23 protein-coding genes are annotated in these 24,291 nt (G+C 42.3%); 3 read left to right on the forward strand and 20 right to left on the reverse strand.

Annotated features, from left to right (window positions below; genetic code table 11):
• Positions 1 to 152: 152 nt before the first annotated feature.
• Positions 153 to 1,418, reverse strand: coding sequence for a phosphoribosylamine--glycine ligase (purD, locus tag O3655_RS08435; protein WP_308697323.1), 1,266 nt, complete (start codon positions 1,416 to 1,418; stop codon positions 153 to 155).
• Between the two features lie 120 nt (positions 1,419 to 1,538).
• Positions 1,539 to 1,937, reverse strand: a complete 399-nt coding sequence (locus O3655_RS08440; RefSeq protein ID WP_308697348.1) for a hypothetical protein — start codon at positions 1,935 to 1,937, stop codon at positions 1,539 to 1,541.
• Here O3655_RS08440 and O3655_RS08445 point away from each other — a divergent pair.
• Together O3655_RS08445 and O3655_RS08450 are read left to right on the forward strand one after the other, a co-directional pair.
• Positions 1,936 to 3,123: an AAA family ATPase gene (locus tag O3655_RS08445; RefSeq protein WP_308697322.1), complete on the forward strand. Its 1,188-nt coding sequence runs from the start codon at positions 1,936 to 1,938 to the stop codon at positions 3,121 to 3,123. The two genes, O3655_RS08440 and O3655_RS08445, sit on opposite strands and share 2 nt — an antisense overlap.
• On the forward strand, positions 3,116 to 4,117 hold the full coding sequence (locus O3655_RS08450; RefSeq protein ID WP_308697321.1) for a hypothetical protein: 1,002 nt from the start codon (positions 3,116 to 3,118) through the stop codon (positions 4,115 to 4,117). The genes O3655_RS08445 and O3655_RS08450 overlap by 8 nt, the downstream gene beginning before the upstream one ends.
• A gap of 303 nt (positions 4,118 to 4,420) precedes the next feature.
• On the opposite strand, the gene purH is transcribed toward O3655_RS08450, so the two are convergent.
• The 17 genes from purH to O3655_RS08535 all read right to left on the reverse strand — a co-directional run bounded on the left by purH (position 4,421) and on the right by O3655_RS08535 (position 22,619).
• Positions 4,421 to 5,968: a bifunctional phosphoribosylaminoimidazolecarboxamide formyltransferase/IMP cyclohydrolase gene (gene purH, locus O3655_RS08455; protein ID WP_308697320.1), complete on the reverse strand. Its 1,548-nt coding sequence runs from the start codon at positions 5,966 to 5,968 to the stop codon at positions 4,421 to 4,423.
• A gap of 15 nt (positions 5,969 to 5,983) precedes the next feature.
• A complete protein-coding gene (gene purN, locus O3655_RS08460; RefSeq protein ID WP_308697319.1) occupies positions 5,984 to 6,529 on the reverse strand; it encodes a phosphoribosylglycinamide formyltransferase in 546 nt (181 codons plus the stop codon).
• Positions 6,526 to 7,548, reverse strand: coding sequence for a phosphoribosylformylglycinamidine cyclo-ligase (purM, locus tag O3655_RS08465; protein WP_308697318.1), 1,023 nt, complete (start codon positions 7,546 to 7,548; stop codon positions 6,526 to 6,528). The genes purN and purM overlap by 4 nt, the downstream gene beginning before the upstream one ends.
• A 214-nt stretch (positions 7,549 to 7,762) precedes the next feature.
• Positions 7,763 to 9,205: an amidophosphoribosyltransferase gene (gene purF, locus O3655_RS08470; protein ID WP_308697317.1), complete on the reverse strand. Its 1,443-nt coding sequence runs from the start codon at positions 9,203 to 9,205 to the stop codon at positions 7,763 to 7,765.
• Positions 9,206 to 9,217: 12 nt separating this feature from the next.
• Positions 9,218 to 12,943 carry a phosphoribosylformylglycinamidine synthase gene (locus O3655_RS08475; protein ID WP_308697316.1) on the reverse strand — a complete coding sequence of 1,242 codons (3,726 nt, stop codon included), beginning with the start codon at positions 12,941 to 12,943 and terminating at the stop codon, positions 9,218 to 9,220.
• A 56-nt stretch (positions 12,944 to 12,999) separates the two neighbouring features.
• Positions 13,000 to 13,707: a phosphoribosylaminoimidazolesuccinocarboxamide synthase gene (gene purC / locus O3655_RS08480; RefSeq protein ID WP_042901922.1), complete on the reverse strand. Its 708-nt coding sequence runs from the start codon at positions 13,705 to 13,707 to the stop codon at positions 13,000 to 13,002.
• 168 nt (positions 13,708 to 13,875) lie between these two features.
• A complete protein-coding gene (gene comB / locus O3655_RS08485) occupies positions 13,876 to 15,225 on the reverse strand; it encodes a competence pheromone export protein ComB (RefSeq protein ID WP_042901921.1) in 1,350 nt (449 codons plus the stop codon).
• Positions 15,226 to 15,237: 12 nt separating this feature from the next.
• A complete protein-coding gene (comA, locus tag O3655_RS08490; RefSeq protein WP_042901920.1) occupies positions 15,238 to 17,391 on the reverse strand; it encodes a peptide cleavage/export ABC transporter ComA in 2,154 nt (717 codons plus the stop codon).
• A 579-nt stretch (positions 17,392 to 17,970) separates the two neighbouring features.
• Complete coding sequence (locus O3655_RS08495) at positions 17,971 to 18,183, reverse strand: hypothetical protein (RefSeq protein ID WP_042901919.1); 213 nt, start codon at positions 18,181 to 18,183, stop codon at positions 17,971 to 17,973.
• A 24-nt stretch (positions 18,184 to 18,207) separates the two neighbouring features.
• Positions 18,208 to 18,363 carry a hypothetical protein gene (locus O3655_RS08500; protein WP_000661692.1) on the reverse strand — a complete coding sequence of 52 codons (156 nt, stop codon included), beginning with the start codon at positions 18,361 to 18,363 and terminating at the stop codon, positions 18,208 to 18,210.
• A 149-nt stretch (positions 18,364 to 18,512) separates the two neighbouring features.
• Entirely contained in the window at positions 18,513 to 18,689 is a 177-nt protein-coding gene (locus O3655_RS08505) for a hypothetical protein (RefSeq protein WP_000793177.1), read from the reverse strand.
• Between the two features lie 12 nt (positions 18,690 to 18,701).
• Entirely contained in the window at positions 18,702 to 18,851 is a 150-nt protein-coding gene (locus O3655_RS08510; RefSeq protein ID WP_001052546.1) for a class IIb bacteriocin, lactobin A/cerein 7B family, read from the reverse strand.
• 17 nt (positions 18,852 to 18,868) lie between these two features.
• Positions 18,869 to 19,012, reverse strand: a complete 144-nt coding sequence (locus O3655_RS08515; RefSeq protein WP_042901918.1) for a class IIb bacteriocin, lactobin A/cerein 7B family — start codon at positions 19,010 to 19,012, stop codon at positions 18,869 to 18,871.
• A gap of 439 nt (positions 19,013 to 19,451) precedes the next feature.
• The gene (locus O3655_RS08520) at positions 19,452 to 19,688 is read right to left on the reverse strand and encodes an acyl carrier protein (RefSeq protein WP_000136435.1); all 237 of its coding nucleotides are present in this window, start codon (positions 19,686 to 19,688) and stop codon (positions 19,452 to 19,454) included.
• A 5-nt stretch (positions 19,689 to 19,693) separates the two neighbouring features.
• On the reverse strand, positions 19,694 to 20,686 hold the full coding sequence (gene plsX, locus O3655_RS08525; RefSeq protein ID WP_042901917.1) for a phosphate acyltransferase PlsX: 993 nt from the start codon (positions 20,684 to 20,686) through the stop codon (positions 19,694 to 19,696).
• Positions 20,683 to 21,453 carry a DNA repair protein RecO gene (gene recO / locus O3655_RS08530; RefSeq protein ID WP_042901916.1) on the reverse strand — a complete coding sequence of 257 codons (771 nt, stop codon included), beginning with the start codon at positions 21,451 to 21,453 and terminating at the stop codon, positions 20,683 to 20,685. The genes plsX and recO overlap by 4 nt, the downstream gene beginning before the upstream one ends.
• On the reverse strand, positions 21,450 to 22,619 hold the full coding sequence (locus O3655_RS08535; protein ID WP_042901915.1) for a pyridoxal phosphate-dependent aminotransferase: 1,170 nt from the start codon (positions 22,617 to 22,619) through the stop codon (positions 21,450 to 21,452). The genes recO and O3655_RS08535 overlap by 4 nt, the downstream gene beginning before the upstream one ends.
• Before the next feature lie 151 nt (positions 22,620 to 22,770).
• Here O3655_RS08535 and O3655_RS08540 point away from each other — a divergent pair, with 151 nt between their 5' ends.
• Positions 22,771 to 23,781: a YeiH family protein gene (locus O3655_RS08540; RefSeq protein ID WP_042901914.1), complete on the forward strand. Its 1,011-nt coding sequence runs from the start codon at positions 22,771 to 22,773 to the stop codon at positions 23,779 to 23,781.
• Positions 23,782 to 23,809: 28 nt separating this feature from the next.
• On the opposite strand, the gene O3655_RS08545 is transcribed toward O3655_RS08540, so the two are convergent.
• Positions 23,810 to 24,247, reverse strand: a complete 438-nt coding sequence (locus tag O3655_RS08545) for a CoA-binding protein (protein WP_042901913.1) — start codon at positions 24,245 to 24,247, stop codon at positions 23,810 to 23,812.
• Positions 24,248 to 24,291 lie beyond the last annotated feature (44 nt).

A 24,291-nucleotide genomic window follows, 5' to 3' on the forward strand; every position in this document is an offset into this window, starting at 1 on the left:
CGTAAGCGACCGCCTAAGGCGTTCCATTACTAAAACTGGAGCCTAGGTCTCCAGTTTTCCGCTCCTAGTAGCTTTGCTACTAGGAGTTCCACTACTGCGACGATTATCCTATAGTGGCTCGCTTTCGCTCGCCATGACAATTTTTGTATCTGTTAATCTTTTATGGCCTTGCTTCCGATATCTGTTCGGTAGAAGAGGCCTTCTGTGTTTTGTTTGTCGAGTTCTTGGTAGATGGTGTTTTGGGCTTCTTTGACGGTATCTGCTGTGGTGACAAGCATATAGACACGTCCGCCATTTGATAGCAATGCTCTGCTATTTTCCGCAAACTTAGCCCCGGCATAGTAGGTGATGATGTCGCCTTCGGTCTTGGCTGGCAACTTGACACCTTTTTCATAGTCTAGCGGGTAGCCCTTGGATGCGACAACCACACCCAGAGTCACACCCTTGTCCGTCCACGTGATGTTTGGCTCCTTGCCATCGAGAATATCCCTGATATTTTGCGCAAAGTCAGATGTTAAACGAGGCAAGATGATTTGCGTTTCAGGATCTCCAAAACGAGCGTTAAACTCAATGACTTTCGGTCCATCAGCTGTCAGGATAAGCCCTGCGTAAAGTACACCAAGATAAGGACGACCTTCTTTGATCATCCCTTCAAGGACTGGCTTGACAATGGTGTCAACCGCCGTATCAACCACGCTCTGTGGCAAGTGAGGAACCGGCGCATAAGCTCCCATACCACCCGTGTTAGGACCCTTGTCGCCATCGTAAGCACGTTTGTGGTCCTGAGCCGTTGGCATGATGTAGAACTTGTCTCCATTAACAAAGGCAAAGAGAGAAAACTCTTCCCCGTCAAGGAATTCCTCAATGACCACACGCGCACCGCTATCCCCGAATTTATTGTCCAAGAGCATCTCGTGAGTAGCTTCGACAGCTTGCTCAACCGTCTCGGCAACGACGACACCTTTCCCAAGGGCTAAACCGTCTGCCTTGACGACGATTGGAGCTCCTTTTTCTTCGATGTAAGCCTTAGCTGCCTCGAAATCTGAAAATGTGCCATAAGCTGCTGTCGGAACGTCATATTTGACCATGATTTCCTTAGCAAAATCCTTGGACCACTCCAGCTCCGCTGCAGCTCTAGTCGGGCCAAAGGCCTTAAGCCCAGCTTGGTTAAAATCATCCACAATCCCAGCTGCAAGGGCATCATCTGGTCCAATGAAGGTCCAAGCAACATCGTTGGCCTTTGCGAAGTCAATCAACTTAGAATGTTCGGAAATAGAGATATTTACCAATTCCAGACCATCCAGAGTCATTCCGTCATTTCCAGGAGCTACAAAGACTTTTTCAACGTCTTTTGATTCAAGCAACTTCTTAGCAATCGCATGTTCACGACCGCCCGAACCGACAACTAACAGCTTCATCTCTCAACCTCTTTTGCGAATTATTTACTAACATTATATCATAAACGTTCGTTTTAATCTTGTTTTACTTAGCATTTTAAGCCAAAAAAGGAAAGAAACTGTTTTCTTCCCTTTTGCTTTTTAATGTCTAAAATGTCTCACACCTGTGAAGACCATAGTCAAACCGTATTTGTCAGCAGCTTCGATAGACTCTTGGTCACGAACTGAGCCACCTGGTTGGATGATGGCCTTAATACCTGATTTGGCGATTTCTTCCACGTTATCCGCGAATGGGAAGAAGGCATCAGAAGCAAGCACAGCGCCGTCGAGGCGGGCTTTGGCTTGGTCAATGGCAATACGGACTGAAGCTACACGGTTGGTTTGCCCTGGGCCAACACCGAGTGTCATATGGTCGTTGGTTACGATGATACCGTTTGATTTGACGTACTTGATAGCCTTCCAAGCGAATTCAAGTGCCGTAATTTTTTTACGGAAAGTATTTTTTATGGTATAATAATTGTAACAGGAGGACTGACAAATGCTAAAATACTTTTCTGTAAAGAATTACAAAAACTTTGAAAATGAAATCTCAATTGATTTTTCACAAGTTGGGGGTTATAAATTTAATGAGGACTGCTTATCAAATAATATTTTGAGTAAAGTGCTAATCTACGGTAGAAATGCTACAGGAAAATCTAATTTAGGTTTAGCATTAATGGATATTACTAAAAATCTTTCTAGTAGACCCTTAAATGATGATCAAAATTTTACATCTTTTTTAAATAATAACTCGAATAGTAATATTGCTACTTTTCACTATACATTTTTACTTAATAATGATGAAATTGAATATATTTATACAAAGGATGAGTATCAGGTTATACAGACTGAAGCACTATCTATAAATAGCGAATTAATCTGGAAAGTGGATTTATCTACTGACCCAATATCATCTACTACTATAAAGGACGTAGCTAATAAATTAGGTATTATAAATAACGATTTTAACATATTAATAACTAATTATTTAGAGCAGATTTCAAGTGATGAACAAAATTTAGAAGGAGAAAACACTTCTTTTTTAGCATGGCTAATAACTAATACCTCTAAGTTAGATACTTCTATTCTTACATCTATCCGAACATTTATTCGAAATATGTTATACGTCAACCACGAATCTCCTAAATATTTGTTAAATTTTTGGTTTCGAAATACACTAGATCATAAAAAAGTGGCAAAAGGATTAGAATTATTTCTAAATGATATGGGAATATGTTGTCGCTTAGATGCAATAGAACAAATAGATGGAAAGGATATCCTTTGTTTTATTTATAAAAATAAAAGTGTTCCATTCTTCAATGAAGCATCTAGTGGAACTTTGGCTTTAGCCAAATTATATTTTAGAATCCTATATCGTTTTGAGTACCTCAGAATCAACAATTCTCCTAAATTTTTATTTTTCGATGAATTTGACGCTTTTTATCACTACGAACTTTCTGAAAGTTTGATACGTCATTTTAAAAAAATATTTCCAGACACCCAAATCATTTTGACTACCCACGATACAAATATTATGTCTAATGAGTTATTTAGACCCGACTGCTTGTTCATTTTATCTCAAAAAGGATTTATAACACCTTTAAACAAAGCAACTAAGCGAGAATTACGAGAAGGGCATAATTTAGAAAAGATGTACATTAGCGGAGAGTTTGCTGAATATGAATAATGGAACACGAGGTCAAACCCTTTTCATAGTCGAAGGCCATCATGAAAAAAATGAACTTTTTAAACTTATTATCGAAGTTTTCCCTGAACTTAGTATTACTGAAGAAAATATACATATTTTTGGCACAAATATTTACCAATTATACAAGAAAATTCAAGAAGAATATGGAGAGGCATGGGATGATCCCTCCAATGATGTGGATTTACCTTTTGTTTTAAATAAATATGATTCTCAAAGATTTGAATCTATCGGTAGAAAAAGAAATTATAAAAATATTTTTTTAATTTTTGATTACGAAGCACAAGATCCCAACTTTTCTATATACAAGATACAGCGATTACAAAAATATTTCAGCGATGTAACCAATAATGGCCAACTCTATATAAATTACCCAATGGTTGAATCTTATTTTGATTTAGAAATCAATAATGACTTACAATTTTTAAATAAATATTTAAATAAAATTGTGACGGGTAAGGAATATAAAGCAAGTGTTAAAAATAATGAACTTTACAAAGTATTCCAAGTTCCTTTCATCATTCCGAAACGACTAGAAAGTATTGCGGATATCTCTGCAATATTGCGACATGATCCAGTTTCTAAAATATTAAACTGCTGTAGTTCTGAGTCTCTAAAAGAAATATGCAATGAATTAAATATAGATGACAAGAAAAAGAAAAATTTAAACTGTTATCTAGATAAAAATTTTAAAACCTACTTCGATGATGAGATTTCTTATAATATCTACATAAAAAGATTACTTAAGAGGATTGTAAAATTACAAATATTAAAATACGAGCGAATTATAACTTATCCTTGTTCAACACATGTTGTATCTCAACAAGAATATCATAATTTACAACAAACTAATGAATTTGACTATCTAAAATTGTTAACCTTACAAAATGAAATGTTTAAAGATAATAAACTATGGGTCATAAATACTTTTCTATTATTCATAGCAGAATATAATTCAACATTACTAAATGATTAGCCTCTCCCCCCTCATATAATTTAGAAAATAGTTAGCTTTTATTTTAACTTAAGAAGTTAACTATTTTTTATTATGTGACTTTCAGTTCATCTCGCTCTGCAAGGCAAGAAACAAATAAACTACACGATATATGAGTGGTTATGGTTATCAAACTTCTGACATATTAAAAACTCTATGTATTTTCTGTCTCTTTGTAAACCTGTAGTAGATTGAGTTTTAGGAGTCCATTTGAAAAGGCTAGGTAAAAAATCACTTCTAAATATCAAAAAACGAGCATTTCCGTAATTGGAGATGCTCGTTTTCTCAATGTCTAAAATGTCTCACTCCTGTGAAGACCATGGTCAAGCCATATTTATCCGCTGCTTCGATGGATTCTTGGTCACGTACTGATCCACCCGGCTGGATGATGGCCTTGATTCCTGCTTTAGCGATTTCTTCCACGTTATCCGCAAATGGGAAGAAGGCATCCGAAGCAAGCACAGCGCCATCAAGGCGGTCTTTAGCTTGGTCAATAGCGATACGGACTGAAGCCACACGGTTGGTTTGACCTGGGCCAACGCCAAGTGTCATGTGGTCATTGGTCACGATGATTCCGTTTGATTTCACATACTTGATGGCTTTCCAAGCGAACTCAAGAGCAGTCGCTTCTGTCTCGGTTGGCTGGCGCTTGGTCACTACTTGCCAGTCAGCTGGGCTTTCCTTGACCACGTCTTGGTTTTGCACAAGAAGTCCACCGACCACGCCTGTGTATTCTGCCTCTACCTCACTAGCCTCTTGAGCGTCAAATGGTAAAGCAAGAATACGCAAGTTTTTCTTTTTGTTGGTCAAAATGGCTAGCGCTTCATCTGTATAGCTTGGTGCGATGATGATTTCAAGGAAAACTCCGTGCATCTTCCCAGCTGTCGCAGCATCCACCTCACGGTTAAGGACGACAATTCCACCAAAGATAGACACTGGGTCAGACTCATAAGCATAATCCCAAGCAGTCTCGATGTCGTCAGCTTGACCGATTCCACATGGGTTCATGTGTTTGAGAGCCACAACGGTTGGACGGTCTTTGAAATCACGAATAATACGAATAGCAGCATCAGCGTCACGGATATTGTTAAATGACAATTCTTTCCCGTTTAGCTGTTTAGCGGATGCAATGGAGTATTCCGTAGGAAGAGCTTTTTGGTAGAAGTCTGCATCTTGTTGAGGGTTTTCACCGTAACGCATGGGTTGCTTGAGGTCATAGGTCAAAGTGAGCTTTTCAGGTTTGCTTTCTCCGACTTGAGCTGTGAAATACTCTGCAATCAAGGCGTCATAAGCCGCTGTGTGACGGAAAACCTTGGCTGCCAAACGTTGACGAGTTTCATAAGTCGTTTCACCATTTGCTGACAATTCGTCAAGAACAACAGCATAATCAGCAGGGTCTACTACAACTGTCACACTAGCGTGGTTTTTAGCCGCTGAACGAAGCATAGATGGCCCACCAATATCGATGTTTTCAACTGCGTCAGCGTAGGTCACATCTGGTTTGAGAATCGTTTCCTTGAAAGGGTAAAGGTTTACCACCACAAGGTCAATCAATTCGATATTATTGTCCTTGGCCGCTTGAAGGTGGCTATCCAAGTCACGACGAGCGAGGAGACCACCGTGGATATTTGGATGAAGGGTCTTGACACGGCCATCCATCATTTCTGGGAAGCCCGTCACGTCATCGATGGCAATGGTATCCACCCCAGCATTATCAAGGGTAACTTTTGTCCCACCTGTCGAGATAATGTCCCAACCAAGTTTTTTTAGTTCTTGGGCAAATTCAACAATGCCCGCTTTGTCTGAGACGCTGATTAAGGCGCGTTTAGTCATGTTTTTTCCTTTCATTTACTTGTCCAACAATTCTCTAATAACTTCTGGATACAACTTGTACTCTGCTTCATGAATGCGAGCTGCGAAGCTTTCGATAGTATCATCAGCTAGACGTGGCACACGGACTTGTTTGATGACCTTGCCTGTGTCCACACCGGAGTCCACCCAGTGAATGGTGACGCCACTCTCAGCAACACCAGCATTCCAAGCGTCCTCAATCCCATGAGCTCCTGGAAATTCTGGCAAGTAGGCTGGATGGATATTGATGATTCGACCTTCATAAGCCGCCAATAAGGTTGGCCCAACGATTTTCATGTAGCCTGCTAGACAAACCAAGTCAATCTGGTGTTCTTCCAAGAGCTCGACAAGAGCTGCTTCGTAGTCCGCCTTGTTCTCAAACTCCTTGAGTTCAAAAGCATAGGACAGGACGCCGAGCTTGTCTGCACGTTCGAGCACATAGGCGTCACGATGGTCTGAAAAAACAAACTCCACCGGAAATTCTTCGGCAATCACCTGAAAATTTGAGCCATTACCAGAGGCAAAAACCGCTATTTTTTTCATTTGATGATGACACTTTCGTTTTCTTTCTTGACGATGCGACCAATTTCATAGACTGGTTCATCCAGTAATTCCTTAATACGACCTACATTTTCAGGGCTAACTGCCAACATGAGTCCCACACCCATATTGAAGATTTCAAACATTTCTTCGTGCTTGATTTCACCGTATTTTTCAAGGGCTTTAAAGATTGGTAAGACTGGGACTTTGCTTTCCTCAATTTCCGCAGCCAAGTCAGCTGCAAACATACGAGGGACATTCTCGATAAAGCCACCACCTGTGATGTGGGCAATCCCGTTTACCAACTCTTCCTTGATGAGTGGCAAGACAGCCTTGACATAGATACGAGTTGGCTCAAGAAGGACTTCCTTGAGTTTCTTACCTTCCAATTCTGGCAAGACTTCCTCACCTGTGTAGTCCGCAAAAACACGACGAACGAGTGAGTAACCATTTGAGTGAATCCCACTTGAAGCAAGTCCGAGAAGAACATCCCCTTCTGCTACCTTTGAACCATCAATGATTTGAGATTTTTCAGCCACGCCGACCGCAAATCCAGCCAAGTCGTAGTCATCTTCGCCATACATACCAGGCATTTCAGCTGTTTCCCCACCAATGAGAGCAGCGCCTGCCTGCACACAACCTTCTGCTACACCAGCAACGACTTGTTCTAGCTTAGCTGGTTCATTCTTACCAGTAGCCACATAGTCAAGGAAATAGAGGGGCTCCGCACCTGCAGCGATGATGTCATTAACACACATGGCCACACAGTCCTGCCCAATCGTATCATGCTTATCATACTTGATAGCCAACATGAGCTTGGTTCCGACACCGTCTGTCCCTGAAATCAAGACCGGTTCTTTGACACCTGTTTTTGAGAGGTCAAACATGCCACCAAAGCCACCAAGAGCTCCCATGACACCCGCACGCTCCGTGCGAGCCACATGCTTTTTGATTCGCTCAACAACTTCATAACCCGCTTCAACATCCACACCCGACTGGGCGTACGCATTTTTATTTGCCATTTTATTTTTCCTTTTCTTTGAGAAGATTGCGACGTATTTTTAGATAAACAATTATTTTATCTAAAAATATTGGTCAGGGCTCTAGCTTTGACCCCATAAGGCAAAGCGTCTACTGACAAATGCTTTAGCTTTTAGTCAGTAGCGAGACGTGGAGCATAAGCATTTTTATTTGTCATCTTCTCTTCCTTTCCTTTCATGGAGAGTCTTTATCCGTCTATTTGTAAAAACTGGTCTTATCCCCCAAGCTTCTACGATATTCTTCCTCATAGTCGTAGAGAGGAGTTGGGTAGTCTCCATCAAAATAAGCGACACAGAGACCACCGTTCGGCGCCTCTGTTTCGATGCCGATAGAATCAATCAAGCCATCAATCGAAAGATAGGTCAGGCTATCCGCACCAATGATTTGGCAGGTTTCTTCTACCGTATGATTGGCCGCAATCAGCTCCTGACGCGTCTGGATATCAATCCCGTAGAAGCATGGATAAGCTAGCGCAGGGCTGCCAATAGCAACGTGAACTTCTGTCGCACCTGCTTCTTTCAAAAGCTGAACGATACGGCGAGAGGTTGTCCCACGAACAATGGAATCATCAATCATCACCACACGTTTGCCTTTAACGACACCCGAAACAGCAGACAGTTTCATCCGCACCCCTTGCTCCCGCAATTCTTGAGTCGGTTGGATAAAGGTGCGTTGCGTGTATTGATTCTTGATCAGCCCCATTTCATTTGGCAGACCGGATTCTTCTGCAAATCCCATGGCTGCGCTGAGCGAGGAATTTGGCACACCGACTACGATATCAGCTTCGTGCTTAAATTCACGCGCCAATTGAGCCCCCATGCGTTTGCGAGCTGTATGGACATTGACCCCATGGATGTTAGAGTCAGGGCGAGCAAAATAGATATACTCCATAGAACAAATCGCCAACTGGGTATCATTCGTATAACTATCGTACTGGATACCATTGTCATCCACGATTACAATCTCTCCTGGTTTTACATCACGAATCCACTCGGCACCGATGACTTCAAAAGCACAAGTTTCAGAGGAAACAACCACCGCTCCGTTTGCCATTTTCCCGATAGAAAGCGGACGGAAGCCATTAGGATCAAGCGCAGCAATCAACTTATCCTCAAACAGCAGGATATACGCAAAGCCACCTTTGACAAGGCTGAGCGCCTCCTTGATTTTGCCCATCAAGTTCGGATTGTGACTTCGACGAATGAGGTGGGCCAAGATTTCCGAGTCCGAAGTTGAACTGAAAATAGCTCCTCTTTGCTCTAGTTCTTTCTTGAGCGATTCGGCATTGGTCAAGTTTCCGTTGTGAGCAAGTCCAAACTGCATATCGTGAAAGCGGAAGAGAAAGGGCTGGATATTATCTACAGAAGCTTCGCCAGCAGTCGCATAACGAACATGCCCAATCGCGCTCGCTCCAGTTAGTTTATCCAAATTAGCTGGATTTCTGAACACTTCTGATAAAAGCCCCATATCACGATGACGCTTCAATTGCCCCTGGTCATTGGAGAGGATTCCTGCCCCCTCCTGACCACGGTGCTGAAGACTGTGGAGACCAAAATAGGTCAATTTAGCAGCGTCTGGATGTCCCCAGATACCGAAAACACCACATTCTTCATTAAGAGATTTTACTTCGTATGTCATTTTATATACCTTTTATTTCCCTGTGAAATAACGTACAGCCGACGCAAACAGGTGCTGGTTTTTATTCCCTGGGATGTTTTGGAAGAGACCGTCTTCATAACGTTCTGAGTGTCCCATCTTACCGATGATTTGACCATTCTTGCTAGTAATTCCTTCGATGGCATTTACAGAACCATTTGGATTGTACTTAGAGTCCATGCTTGGTTTACCCTCGAAATCAACATATTGGGTAAAGATTTGACCATTGTCACGAAGCTCTGCGAATTCCTCAGCTGTCACGACAAACTTTCCTTCACCGTGCGATACTGGGATGGCATGGATATCGCCCACTTGTACTCCAGCCAACCATGGTGAGTTGGTATTGGCAATTCGCGTTTCCACCATCTTAGCTACGTGCTGGTTGGCATCATTGTAGAAGAGGGTTGGACTAGTGCTGCTTGCATCCTCGAAGTTTCCGTATGGAAGAAGACCTGATTTGACCAAGGCCTGGAACCCATTACAGATACCGATAATCAAGCCACCACGAGCGATAAAGCCATCAATGGCTGCACGCACTTTTTCATTGAGCAAGATATTGACAATAAACTTAGCTGATCCATCCGGTTCATCCGCAGCTGAGAATCCACCTGCAAAGAAGAGAATGTTTGCCTTGCCGATATTGTCAACCATGGTTTCAACTGACTTGACAATGGCTTCTCCATTCAAGGTCACGAATGGCACCAAGTTGACTTCTGCACCTTCTTTTTCAAAAGCTTTTGCTGAATCATATTCTGAGTTTGTTCCTGGGAAGACTGGGATGTAAACCACTGGTTTTTCAATGGTTTCCTTGGCTTTGATGACTGCGTCAGAAGCGACAGCTGGCACTTCTGCCAGTTCTTTAGCTTGAGCAAATTCAGTAGGGTAAACTTCTTCCAATTTTCCTTGAAAGGCACTGTCAAGTTTCTGTCCATCTAGCTTCACACTGTTGACAAGGAGTGTAAAGTCTGCTTTCGTTTGTCCAATCTTCTCTACTCCAGCGATTTCTTCAGGAGATGTGAAGACAAATCCGCCTAATTGAGCTGTCAAGGCTGTTTCAAGTTCAGGCAAGGTCACCTCTGCACCGATATGATTTCCAAAGGTAGCAAGTGCCAAGCTTTCAAGGACACCTCCGTATTTAACAGCTGATGCAGATGTTACTTTGTGTCCAGCTTGGATGGCTTCAAATTGAGCAAAGTTAGACTTAATCAAGTCAAAATCAATCTCTGCAGAGAGGGCTTGACCTGGGATGTAGTAGATGTTTTCACCAGCAGCTTTAAATTCTGGAGAAAGGACCTTACGGCTATCCGCTGTCGTAACTCCAAAAGCGACCAAGGTTGGCGGTACAGTCAATTCTTCAAAGGTACCAGACATGGAGTCCTTACCACCGATAGATGGCAAGCCAAGCTGGATTTGTGCTTCGATAGATCCTAGAAGAGCCGCTACTGGCTGACCAAAACGCTCTGCTTGTTTGTCCATCCGCTCAAAATACTCTTGGTAAGAGAAGCGAGCCTTAGACCAGTTTGCACCAGCAGCAACCAAACGAGCGGTTGCTTCGATAATCGCATAGGCAGCACCGTGGTATGGAGACCATTCTGCCACATAAGGGTTGAAACCTTGCGCCATGACAGACGCAGTATTGGTCACCCCGTGCTGAACTGGCAATTTCTGGACAGATGCCTCAGTTGGTGTGAGTTGGTAGCGACCACCAAGTGGGTGATTGACCGTTGAACGACCGACCGAGCAGTCAAAGATGGTCTGCAAGCCTTTTTGACTTGCATGGTTCAAATCAGACAGAACCGCAAGGGTATCTGCTTCAAGTGTGTTAGTACTTGTTGTGCGTTCTTCTGGGAGTTTGACATCCTTGTCCACAACCTTGGCATCAACGACTACGCGCACACCGTTTGTATCAAGGAAACGGCGTTCCAAGTCGACAATCGTTTCACCATTCCAGTGCATGACAAGATTTGGTTTTTCAGTCACTGTTGCCACAACAACCGCGTCAATATTTTCTTTATTACATTCCGCAACGAAGTCATCCACATCTTCAGGACGAACCACGACCGCCATCCGTTCTTGTGATTCAGAGATGGCAATTTCTGTACCATTCAAGCCTTGGTATTTAAGAGGAACCTTGTTGAGGTCGATTTCAAGACCATCTGCCAATTCACCGATAGCCACACAGACACCACCTGCTCCAAAGTCATTGGACTTCTTGATGAGACGAGTGACATCTCCATTACGGAAAAGACGTTGAATCTTGCGCTCTTCGATGGCATTCCCTTTTTGAACCTCAGCACCAGCAGTCTCTACAGACTCAACTGTTTGAACCTTAGAAGACCCTGTCGCACCACCGACACCATCACGTCCAGTCTTACCACCGAGCAATATAATCACGTCACCTGCTTCCGGTTTTTCACGGACTACATTTCCCTTAGGAGCAGCACCGACAACTGCACCAAGCTCCATGCGTTTGGCTACAAAGCCTGGGTGGAAGTATTCACGAACGTAAGTCGTCGCCAGACCAATTTGGTTACCATACGAAGAATAACCATGAGCCGCTGTCTTCGAAATGACTTGTTGTGGCAATTTACCAGCGCGAGTTTCCGAAATCGGAGCTGTAATATCACCAGCACCTGAGATACGCATAGCTTGGTAAACATAAGAACGGCCTGACAATGGGTCACGAATGGCGCCACCGATACAAGTAGCCGCTCCACCAAATGGTTCAATTTCCGTTGGGTGGTTGTGGGTTTCGTTTTTAAACATGAGGAGCCAAGGTTCCTTGACACCATCAACGTCCACTTCGATTTCAACCGAGCAGGCATTGATTTCGTCAGACACTTCCATATCGTCCAAACGACCATTAGCACGCTCATAACGACCAAAAATAGTCGCCATATCCATCAAGGTTTGTGGCTTTTCAGACCGACCTAGTTCCTCACGCATGGCAATATACTTGTCATAAGTCGCTTGCAATTGCTTTTGGAATTTAGAAGCTGAGAAGTCAATGTTTTTCAACTCAGTCTCGAATGTTGTATGACGGCAGTGGTCAGACCAATAAGTGTCCAAAACCTTGAGCTCTGTTTCTGTCGGCACGCGCCCGATTGACTTGAAATAGTCTTGGATAAAGAGCAAATCATCCACTTCCATTGCCATCCCTTGCTCGGCCTTGTAGCGAGCAAAGTCTTCTGCCGTATAACTTTCAAAGAAAGTCAATTTAGGAATGGTCTTGTCCGACTCTGAAAATTCCTGCTTGGCAATCCCTGTCGTGATGTCCTTGAAACGAGAATCAACTGGATTGAGCAGATAGTTTTTGACCGCTTCCAACTCAGTCGCATCAATATCTTTATTAATCAAGTAAAGTTGAGCTGTGTTGACTGTCACGTCACTCGAACTTCCCAGCAAAAGCAAGGCTTCCTGTGCCGAAGCTGCACGCTGGTCAAACTGCCCTGGCAAACTTTCAATGGCAAAGAAAGCATAGTTGGCAAGATCCGCTTGCACGGCCGCTTCGTCCAAGACATGATCCGTCACCTGCTCAGAGAAGATGTGCTTTTCTGCAGGTGCAAACAAGTCCTCTGCCAAGTCAAAGACATCATAAACTTGCACAATGCGAATACTTTTCAAAGTTGACAGTCCCAAGTTGTGCTGGAGCTCCCTTACCAAACTCTCTGACTTGACCTGAAAATCAGCCTTTTTCTCAACAAAAATACGTTTATCCATCAATTCTTATTCCTTTATTTCAGCTCTTGCAATGTTCCCAAACGACCTTGAAGGTGTTATTTTAAACCTTGCAACTTTTCCCAGACAATCTCGTAAACGTCCGTCAATTCACCCAAGCCACGGCGGAAAACATCCTTGTCCATGTGGTTGCCATCTGCATCCCACAAACGGCAGTTATCTGGTGAAAACTCGTCTGCCAAGATAATCTTGCCATCCTTATCAAAACCGAACTCTAGCTTAAAATCAATCAACTTGAGGCCAATCTCAGCAAACCAATCCTTCAAGAGCTCATTGATACGACGGGTTTCTTCCTTCAAGTAAGCAATCTGCTGGTCATCCGCAATTTTAAGGAATTTCACATGCTCGTCATTGATAAAGGGATCATCCAAATCATCATTTTTATAGTAAAATTCGACAATTGGAGTCTCAAATGCAATACCTTCTTCTACGCCAAAACGTTTTGAAAAGGAACCAGCCGTGTAGTTACGGAGCACAACTTCCAAAGGAATAATCTCAACCTTTTTATTGAGCTGTTCCGTATCCGAAAGCTTCTCCACAAAATGAGTCGCTACACCAGCCGCATTTAATTTCTCAAAAATAAAAGATGAAATCCGATTATTCAAGACTCCCTTGCCCGCAATCTGCTCCTTCTTGACACCGTTGAAGGCAGTTGCCTGGTCCTTGTAAGTTGAAATAATGAGATTTTCATCCTCAGTTGTATAGATATCCTTGGCTTTTCCCGAATAGATCAGTTGTTTTGACATTTTAAAGTTCGCCTTTCGTTTTACTTGAGCACATTCTACCACAAAAGCATGAAAAATTCAAGGTTTTTACGAATAAATAACGTTTTTCTGTTTTAAGCGTAAAGAAAAACTGCAAGATGAACTCTTCTTACAGTTTTAAAACCATTTATCCTCTGAAAAACACGAATATTACCCTTTATTTAGAAATTGATCCCAAAAATAACGGAGATAGCTTTTCTTCCCTGTGATCATCTGCAGGCGGCCTTCTAAACCATAACGAAGTGTTGCAGCCTGCTCCGAAGTTAAATTAGTCTCCGCCTCAATTTTAAAGAAATTTCCTTGTTCAGTTTTTGTAGCTGTCGCATCAATACTTGTAATCGTGGAATCCAGGAAAATTTGATTCTTCGCATCATTAGTCGTAGTATAACGGACAGAGTCCCCAATCTTGACTCTAGCAACATCTTTTGAACTGAGATAGGCTGTGAGTTTGGTTTTTCCTTCTTTTTCCAAGGATGGATAGAGTTGGGCTAGCAGGGTTCCTTCTGCGACCATCGTAGATTCACTAGTCTCAGGATTGAGGTGAAGCACCCCATCCTCACTTGCTGTAATCTTTCCCTTATCGAGGAGACCTCCCTGGACTTTCTTACCCGACTCTGCTTCTAAAATTTTCTGATCCAAAAGAGTTAATTCCTGACCGACTTTGACTAAGTGCTGAGACTTGAGCGATTCCAGTTGACTATCCAGTCCCGTTGCGTGGGCCTGCTGAGCCCCAGAACCCGCATATTGTACACGATACGTAGCTAGACTGGACTCTAGCTGGGCAATTTGAGCATCCACTTGCGCAATAACTTGCGATTTAGCTTGCGGATCTTCTTCACCTTGATTTTTATAGGTCTGGTAAAAAGAGTAGGCTGGATTCTGACTATCCAGTTGATCTCCCTTTTCAATCGCTGACTTAGCTGTTTTGTAGTCTCGGATTTTATCCTCTGTTTGACTGATAAGATTGCCAATCTCGGCCTGGCTCTGACTTGCTGCCTCATTTTGAGAAGAGATGCTGGCATTTTGTTGAGAAACATTACTCCTAAGACTACTAGCTTGGCTGAGATAATCTCGAAACATCTCCTGGTAACCAAACTTATCCGCCTCTGGGAATTGATCACTCCCCTCTTTCAAACTGGATTGCAAATATCCCAACTGCTTTTTTTGATCCTTTAACATCTCCAATTGACTGGCGTATGCTTCGACCTGGACAGCCTCCGCCCCTTGCTGGTACTGAACGAGTAGTTCCCCCTGCTTGACCAACTTGTTTTCTTCCAGATAGTTCCCCACAATGCGTTGATTACTAGTCGACTGGATGTTGGCAATAATCCGACTAGGTTCGACAGTCGCTCTGGTAGACAAACTAATCTCTTTCTCTGCAAAAACTGCAAATCCTAGTAAAAACACGAACAGAAGTGACATAGGTAAAATCACCCGACTGGAAAAATTATGGTAACGACGATTATAAAACTCCGCACTTTCTAAAAATTCTGGTTTCATCCTCTCCTCTTTCTAGCTATTCACCAAATGGGCGTAAAAACCACCCTGTGCAAGCAAATCAACATGCTTTCCTTCTTCGACAATCTTGCCCTGATCCAAGACAACAACCTTCTCTGTCCGCTCAGCAATGGTCAAGCGGTGAGCAATGAAAATCAAGGTCTTGTCTAAAGCCATGAGATTATCGACAATTCGCTTCTCTGTCAAAATATCCAAACTGCTGGTCGCCTCATCCAAAATCAAGACAGGCGCATCTGTCAAGAGAGCACGCGCCAGAGCGATTCTCTGACGTTGACCACCTGAAATCCCTGCCCCATCCGAAGTCAATTCTGTCTGGTAATTCAGGGGCATGCGCTCAATATCCTCCCGAATCTCTGCCAACTCCACCGCCCGTAAGATATCCTCCTGAGTCGTCCCCTCCTTGGCTCCCAAAAGAAGATTGTCCAAAATCGTTCCGTTAAAGACATAGGGCTGTTGAGGCAAATAGTTGATATACTGGCGCAAGGCCTTTTTATCAATCTGATTGAGATTGACACCACCCAGACTAATCTCTCCCTGACTTGGATCGTAAAAATTAACCATCATCTTGGCTAAGGTGGTCTTACCTGACCCCGAAATCCCCACAAAAGCCACCTTAGAGCCTTGGGGAATGGTCAAATTGATATCCGACAAGACGTCACGACCATAGCCATACTTGTAGTGAACCTGTTTAAAGGTCATATCCCCTTTCATCATGCTCAAATCTTCTACCGTTTTCTTCTCCTCAAACTCCGAAGCTACTAGATAAACCTCATTTAAGCGATTATTGGCAACCTGCGCTGTCTGAAGTTTGGTTTGTAGGTTAATGATATTTTCCAAAGGATTGGTAAAGTAAACGAGCAAAGTATTATAGGTAATCAGCTGGCCCAAACTCATTTTCCCATCCATGACAAGAATAGCTCCCAGCCAGAGAACGGCAATATTGAGCAGGAGCTGGGCAACTTTTTTCAGAGCCTTTTGCTGGCTTTCTGCCCGACTATAGGTAAAGGATTTTTTCAGATAAGCCACAAATTCCTTGTCAATCTTTTGATAGCGCGAACTTTCACTGGTCAAAGATTTAATGGTCTCAATGCCGTTGATATCCTCGATGATAGAAGAAGACAGAACCGCATTAGCTTCCATGGTATCCCGATTCATCTTTTCAAAAGGCTTCATAAAGGCAAAGATAATCACTGTATAGATAGGAAGCGCAAGTAGACTAATGAAAAAGAGCGTCATATTTTGTGAAAACAAGACCAGAGAGATAATCAAAATCGTCGACGCATCTAGGAAAATCGACAGAATGGTCGAAGCTAGCGCGTCAATGATACTGTTAGCATCCGTGAAACGAGACACGATTTCTCCTGTCCTGCGTGTCGCGAAAAAGGACATCGGCAGGTGAAAAACATGCTTGATGTAGGACAAAATCACATCAATTGAGAGACGTTGCCCAAGGATTAGTAGGAGATATTCCTGCGCGTAGGACAAAATCTGCTGGAGGATATAGACGATGACCAACCCAATAGAGATGATGCCCAGCGTCGAGCGCATCTGGTCTGGCACGTAACTATCAATGATGGACTGAAGATAGTAGGAGCCCACGATATTGATCAAGGTTACCAAGAGTGTCGCTAGGACGATATTGGTAATTAAGCCACGCTGTTTGAATAAAATCGGCAAGAAGGATAGGAGACCCTGTTTCTTCTCCTTATGAGGTTTATAGCCCGGAGATGGCGCCATAAAAATACTGACCCCTGTCCACTCTTGCGCAAAACGCTCACGGGAAATCTTGGTCAGCTTGACACCAGGATCCGGATCAGCGATATGAATGTGCTTTTTATCCTGACCTATCACCACATAGTAGTGGAGCAACTTTCCTTCCTTGAGCACATGAGCCACAAAAGGAAAGGTCAAATCTGGCAGATCAAAGAGCGTCATATCCGCCTTGATAGCCCGCGTCTCAAACCCAATCTCCTCTGCCACCTTTACAAGCCCCAAAGCCGTCGTCCCATCCATGGTCGTCTTGGCTAACTCTCTTAGATAAGCCAAGGAGTAATAACTACCATAGTAACCAAAGACCATAGCCAAGGAAGCCACGCCACAATCCATCTGATCCACTTGGGGACGATAGTGCCTTTTCCCAAATTTCATATCCATCTCCTTTTTTCTAACAATCTCTTTAAAAATTTGTAAGATTATTTTAACCAAATAAGGATAAAAACAGGAAAATATTCCTAAATAAACTATTTTTGCACCTGAAACGCACTTTAAAAAGCATAAACTATCATTTAAATGTAAAAAAGCAGAACAAAAGTTCTGCCTGTTTAAAGTAACCGTTAAAAAATGAATGCCTAGAAATAAACTATTCTGAAATGATATTTCTATAAAGTAAGATAAATGTCATCAAGAATGATGAAATCTTAGGTATATCAAAATATTCAAACCACGTAGGTAGATTTATTTTGTTTATATTAGCCACGATTCTAATAAGTAATTAAGCCATCGAGCTAAATAATACAGTGGTCTTTGGCCAAGCTTTTTTGTAGTAATTGAACGACTTTCATCTCCAACTCCAATCTGATGTTCCATCAATTCCCAATCTTACTATCTGTTGTTTTGTACTTATATCCTCTATAAAACAAACTAAGCAGAATCGGATAGATCTCTGGATAAAACAAGGTGGAAAAACTCCGCCATTTACATGCACAAAATCCTTTCCATTCAAATTCATCATTTATAGTTTTGATTATTTTTCTTCAAATCCTTACAAAAAATACCAAAATAGCCTGCAGCAATCAAACCTATTAAACTCCATTGCCAATCAAAAGATACTAGCGAACCCGTACGAATTAGATGAAGCGTAAGATTAAGACCTATTCCTAACAAAGGAAGTATAGTGGCTAGCTTAGGTAACAATGTATTGAGATTTAGGTTACGACTCATAGTTAATTTCCTTCTATATTTAGATTAACGTCTACTTCCTAGATAACGCCCATACATATAAGCAGCTACTCCTAATACACCCCAAGCTATTGCTGTGGAAGTAGTGACAATGAAGCCTCCTTCAGTAAGAGCCAAATCTTCTTCTGTCATGATATCAAATTTTTTATCCATTTCTTTCATTTTTCTCTCTCCTTTTTAAATAATACTGGCTAATCCAATAGCTACTCCAACCAAAATCCCTACTATTCCTAAATTAGTTCTTATTTCATTGATAATAACTAAAAGATGACTATTCAATAGCAGTTGCCATACACTAAAAATAGTTCTCTTTAAACCTTGTCTTTAGCTAAATCCAAGTAACTCATCATCAAAATAAGGATCGGAACAACTAATTCTGTTTGGAAATATTTTTCAACATTAAAGGTGATTACATTTAAATCTCCCAATATGCAAAGCACTCCAAAAATAATTAGAACTGCTCCCATTACATTTTTTAGATTTTTCATACAAGTCTACTTTTATCCAAATTTACGTTTTAAATCTTGACCAATTAATCGACCACCAAGGAAAATTGCTACTCCTCCAGCAATCATGGCTATGGTAATTAAGCCACCTTCTGTATTCATCAATTCTTCTTCTGTCAATTCTGTCCATTTATTTAAATTCATTTTTTCTCTCCTTATTATTACATAAAATAGCCCCAAGCAATACCACCAATTAGTAAGACACCTCCTACAACTACAGCGGTAACCGAGCCCCCATCCACATCCATCAACTCTTCTTCTGTAAGAGCTACAAAGTTCTGTTCCATTTTGTCAAAGTTTGTCATCTTTCTTCTCCTCTATATTTTTCTATATATCTAATCTTTAACCTCTAAGCCACTTAAATAGCCAGATTGGGTAAATTACTGAAATCATTTTCTTCTCTCCTTTCTTTTCTTCTCACTTATCTATTCGAGAAGTAATTTAAAATGAACAGGTAAATTTCATTTATTTTAAATACCATTTGATCAACCATGGCAATAAGATTGGTAAATACATCGCGTAATCTCCTTCCCTTTTTCCTTACCTATCCATTCGCAAAACAATTCAAAAATAAGCAACTTATTCATTTTTATTTTAAAAACCACTTAATGAACCACGGATAAAAACCAGTCACATACATAAATGTTCCTCCTTTTTCTTTCTCATCTCTTTATTCGCAATTTCTACTAAAAGTTTCTCTTTTTCTGCAAATAAAAAACAACATGACTTGCATGTTGCTTTTGGCTATTTTTTATCTTTAATAATCGCTACTACATCCGCTACACTTTGAAGTTGATCGATTTCCTCATCAGTGATTTCGATACCAAATTCATCTTCTAGTGTCAAGACAAACTCCATCAAATCCACTGAGTCCGCATCTAGATCGTCTTTCAAACTCAAAGCCTCTGTTACGGCAAAGTCTTCTCCCTGTCGCTCTTGGATAATGGTTACAATACGGTCAAAAATTTCTTTTTCTGTCATCTTTTTTATTCTCCTGAAAATTCACGCGCAGTTTGAGCAACTACGTCTGTTTCTAGCATGGTACGAATCTGACGAATCGTACTGTACACAGCCTTGGCATCACTTGAGCCATGAGTTTTTACAACTGGCGCCTTGACACCAAACAAAACTGCCCCTCCAACATCTGAATAGTTGAGCTGTGTCTTCAACCCCTTAAGACTATCCTTGAGAAGTAGAGCACCTAGCTTCGCTCGAAGGCCACCACCCGTAATAGCATTTTTAAGTAAGCCCATGATTCCCAAAGCTGTACCTTCGATGGATTTGAGAACAGCGTTTCCCGTGAAACCATCTGTTACGACAACATCCGCAACGCCATTCATCAGATCACGCGCTTCCACGTTTCCGACAAAGTTCAAACTTTCATCAGCTACTAACAAGTCGTATGTTTCCTTACGAAGCGGATCTCCCTTGCTGCTTTCTGTTCCATTGTTGAGCAAACCAACACGTGGTTTCGAAATCCCACGAACATTTTTCGCATAGAAGGAACCTAGGACAGCGTATTGGTGAAGATGATGGGCTGTATTTTCTGCATTGGCCCCAAGGTCTAGCATGTCAAACCCTTTTCCATCGATGGTCGGCAAGGTCGACATGAGTCCTGGACGATCGATATTTTTGATACGACCCACGATAAAGAATCCTGCAGCCAACAAGGCACCTGTGTTACCAGCAGAGAGGACAGCGTCTGCTTCTCCCTCTTTAACAGCCTTAGCTGCTAATACCATGCTGGCATTTTTCTTCTTACGGATAGCTTTCGTCGGCTCATCGTCTGAGTTGATTTTCTCATCCGTATGGATAATGCTGACACGCTCTGTCGCTGTTAGATATTGCTTGATCTTACTTTTATCTCCATAGAGTTGAACCTCAATATCTGAAAAGTCAGTAAGGGCTTGGTTGACACCCTCAACGATGGCTTGAGGTGCATAATCGCCCCCCATAGCATCTACTGCGATTTTTTTCATTTGTCTTCCTCTTTTAGTAATTGTCCCCAGTCTGCTAGGGAATCAATAAATTTCTTCGATTTTAGGTGAATCCCAACGTACTCTTCGTAGAGTTGATCCATAAATTGGCGTAACTCTTGCTTGATTTCGGCCTTAAGCGAAATGGTCTCCAAGGTTTCAAAATCAATGGCTTGAAATTGATTGAGCAGATAAGGGATATTGGGATTGAGATGACAACGTCTCTCATCTTCATGATAATGGTCTGGACAGATGCAGGCTCCATATTTAAAAGAAAAGTCAAAGGCCTGACCGACCCGATGGCAAAAGACACACTCATTAAAATTAAGGCTGATTCCAAATCGAGTCAAGATTTGAATTTCAAAAATATTGGTTAAGACCTGATAATCTATCCCTGCTTCCATCAACTCCAGAGTCTTCCTCAAGAAAGCAAACAAGGGAGCATCCTGCTGATTATCCTGCAAACTAGCATCTGCAAGAGCTGCCACATAGGTAGCATAGGCCATGACAAAGAGATCACTATTAATCTTTGGAAAGGTCATCACCTCATGGTAGTCCTCGATGTAGCTAAGCCCATCATCATTGATGCGCAAGAGAAATCGTGCCAACACCAAAGGCTGAATAACAGGAGCTAGTTTGGACTGGCCAGCGTGTTTGACGAAAAACATACGCTTGCCCGCCTGCTCGGTAAAAATTTTGACTAGCTTGTCATCCTCACGAAAGTTACGATTGTAGAGTACGAGACCTTGACTCGTGATAGACTGAATCATGCTTCTCTCATGTACTCCTCAAGTCGTTTCATGGCCTCTCTGATCGTTTCCATGCTGGCTGCATAGGACAGACGCACATAGCCTTCTCCGTAACGTCCAAAGGCGGCACCAGGGATAAAGGCAACGGCCTTCTTATAGGCAAAATCCTTCAGAAAAGCAAAGGAGTCTTGATTGTAGCCCGCTGGAATCTTAGCAAAGATATAGAAGGCCCCATCTGGTTTGATAATCTCAAAACCAAGAGCAGTCATCTTTTCGATGATATAATCTCGACGCTGGATGTATTCCTTTTTCATAGGCTCTGCGTCGTTTTTACCAGCGGTCAAAGCCTCCACCGCAGCATGCTGAGCCATCGTATTTGCAGCAGTAACCAAATACTGGTGACTCTTGATTAACTGAGCTGTGAAAGCCGCAGGAGCAAAGATAAAGCCTAAACGCCAACCAGTCATAGCATGCGATTTAGACAAGCCATTGATAATAATAGCCTGGTCTCTCAGCATAGTTCCCAGAGATACATGGGCTTCGCCTGTATAGGTTAATTCTGAGTAAACCTCATCACAGACAACAAAAATCTCATACTTGCGTAAAACGTCTGCCAAGGCTTCCAACTGCTCCCGACTATAGGTAATACCTGTCGGATTGGCTGGATAGTTGAGAATAACTGCTTTGAGCTTGTCCCCTTGCTCCAAAATGGCCTTTTCCAACATCTCAGGAGTCAAGACAAAACCATTTTCAGTTGTATCAATCTCGACAATCTCTGCCCCAACTAGATTGACAATCGGCTCATATCCTGGGTAGGCAGGAGCTGGCAAGAGCACCTTGTCCCCCTCTTCCAAAATAGCCGTCAAAGTAGCAGATAAAGCCTCTGTCGCCCCAATTGTAACCAAAATTTCATTTTCAGGATTATAATCTAGCTGGTATTTTTCTTTTACAAAGTCGCTAGCAGCCTGGCGCAAGGTCAGTAAACCGCTCATCCCTGTATAGTAGGATTGGTTCTGGTCAATGGCTCGCTTGGCTGCCTCCTTGATATGATCTGGCGTTGTAAAATCAGGTTCCCCCAAGGTCAAACGCAAGACCCCAGGAATCTCTGAAATTGCCTGGTCAAACTGGCGAATCAAGGAAACTTGAATCTTGTCTAACTGTTTATTAAAGCGTTTGGTTAAGTCCATAGATATCCCCCTTGCTTACAGAACATAGTACTATTATACTACAAAAGCTCCCTGACCGCAAAATCCATCTGAAACCCGCATTTTTCACTTTCTGTTTTACTTTTCTTCTCGACAGGACTATAATAATAAGTGCTTATTTTCGGAGGTTTATATGTCATTTTTATCAAAAAATGGAGCAGGAATCTTGGCCTGCCTTCTCATTTCTATCGTATCTTGGTGCCTGGGAGGATTTTTCCCCGTCGTGGGTGCACCTGTCTTTGCAATTTTTGCTGGAATGCTCCTCCACCCCTGGCTCTCACCTTACAAACAACTAGACGCAGGTTTGACCTTTAGTTCCAAGAAATTACTCCAGTATGCCGTTATCTTACTCGGTTTTGGTCTCAATATCTCGCAAGTCTTCGCAGTTGGACAAACTTCACTCCCTGTCATCCTTTCCACCATTTCGATTTCCTTAATCGTTGCCTACCTCTTCCAACGTTTCTTTGCGCTAGACACAAAACTAGCTACCTTGATTGGAGTGGGTTCTTCTATCTGTGGTGGCTCTGCCATTGCTGCGACAGCGCCCGTCATCCATGCCAAGGAAAAAGAAGTTGCCCAAGCCATTTCCGTTATCTTTTTCTTCAATGTCTTGGCTGCGCTCATCTTTCCAACGCTAGGAACCTGGCTTCACCTATCCAATGAAGGTTTTGCCCTCTTTGCAGGAACTGCAGTCAACGATACTTCTTCTGTAACGGCCACAGCCAGCGCATGGGACAGTCTTTATCAGACCAATACCCTTGAGTCTGCAACCATTGTTAAACTCACACGCACCCTTGCCATTATTCCTATCACGCTCTTTCTCTCCTACTGGCAAAGCCGCCAACAAAAAAATAGCCAGGGTTTCCAACTAAAAAAAGTCTTCCCACTTTTTATCCTTTACTTTATCCTAGCCTCTCTCTTAACGACTTTTCTCACCTCTCTCGGTGTGTCTAGTAGCTTCTTCACCCCTCTCAAACAACTCTCCAAATTCCTCATTATCATGGCTATGAGTGCCATCGGTCTCAAAACAAATCTAGTAGCCATGGTCAAATCCAGCGGTAAATCCATTCTTCTTGGAGCCCTTTGCTGGATTGCCATCATCCTCACCAGTCTTGGCATGCAGGCATTGATTGGTATTTTCTAACACAAAAAGGTAGCCCATGGCTACCTTTTTATTGCTCAAGAATTAAGCGAGTATGTTCTCTCTTAATACAACGATTCATCACGATGTCATCGCATCCTCCAGCACGCAAGATTTCTTCCGCTTCTAGGCTTTCAAGTCCCAGTTGTGCCCAAAAAATCTTGGCATCAGCCTTGAGAAAATCACGCGCCACATCTGGTAAAAACTCGCTCCGTCGGTATACATTGACAATATCAACAGGAAAAGGAATCTCAGCTAGGCTTGCATAGGCCTTTTCTCCCAAGATTTCGCCACCTGAAGCCTTGGGATTGACTGGAATGATTTTATAGCCCCGAGCCTGCATTTCCTTAGTCACTCGATTGCTAGTTGTTTCTTCACGATCGGACAAGCCTACTACCGCTAACGTTTTACTGGTTGCAAGATACTGACGTACCACACCATCACTTGGATTGATAAATTCTTGGCTCATAGAAATCCTCCTTTTCCATCAGTATAGCATATTTTGAAAAGGCT

This window comes from Streptococcus sp. 27098_8_70 (genome assembly GCF_041432215.1).
GTDB lineage: Bacteria > Bacillota > Bacilli > Lactobacillales > Streptococcaceae > Streptococcus > Streptococcus oralis_CP.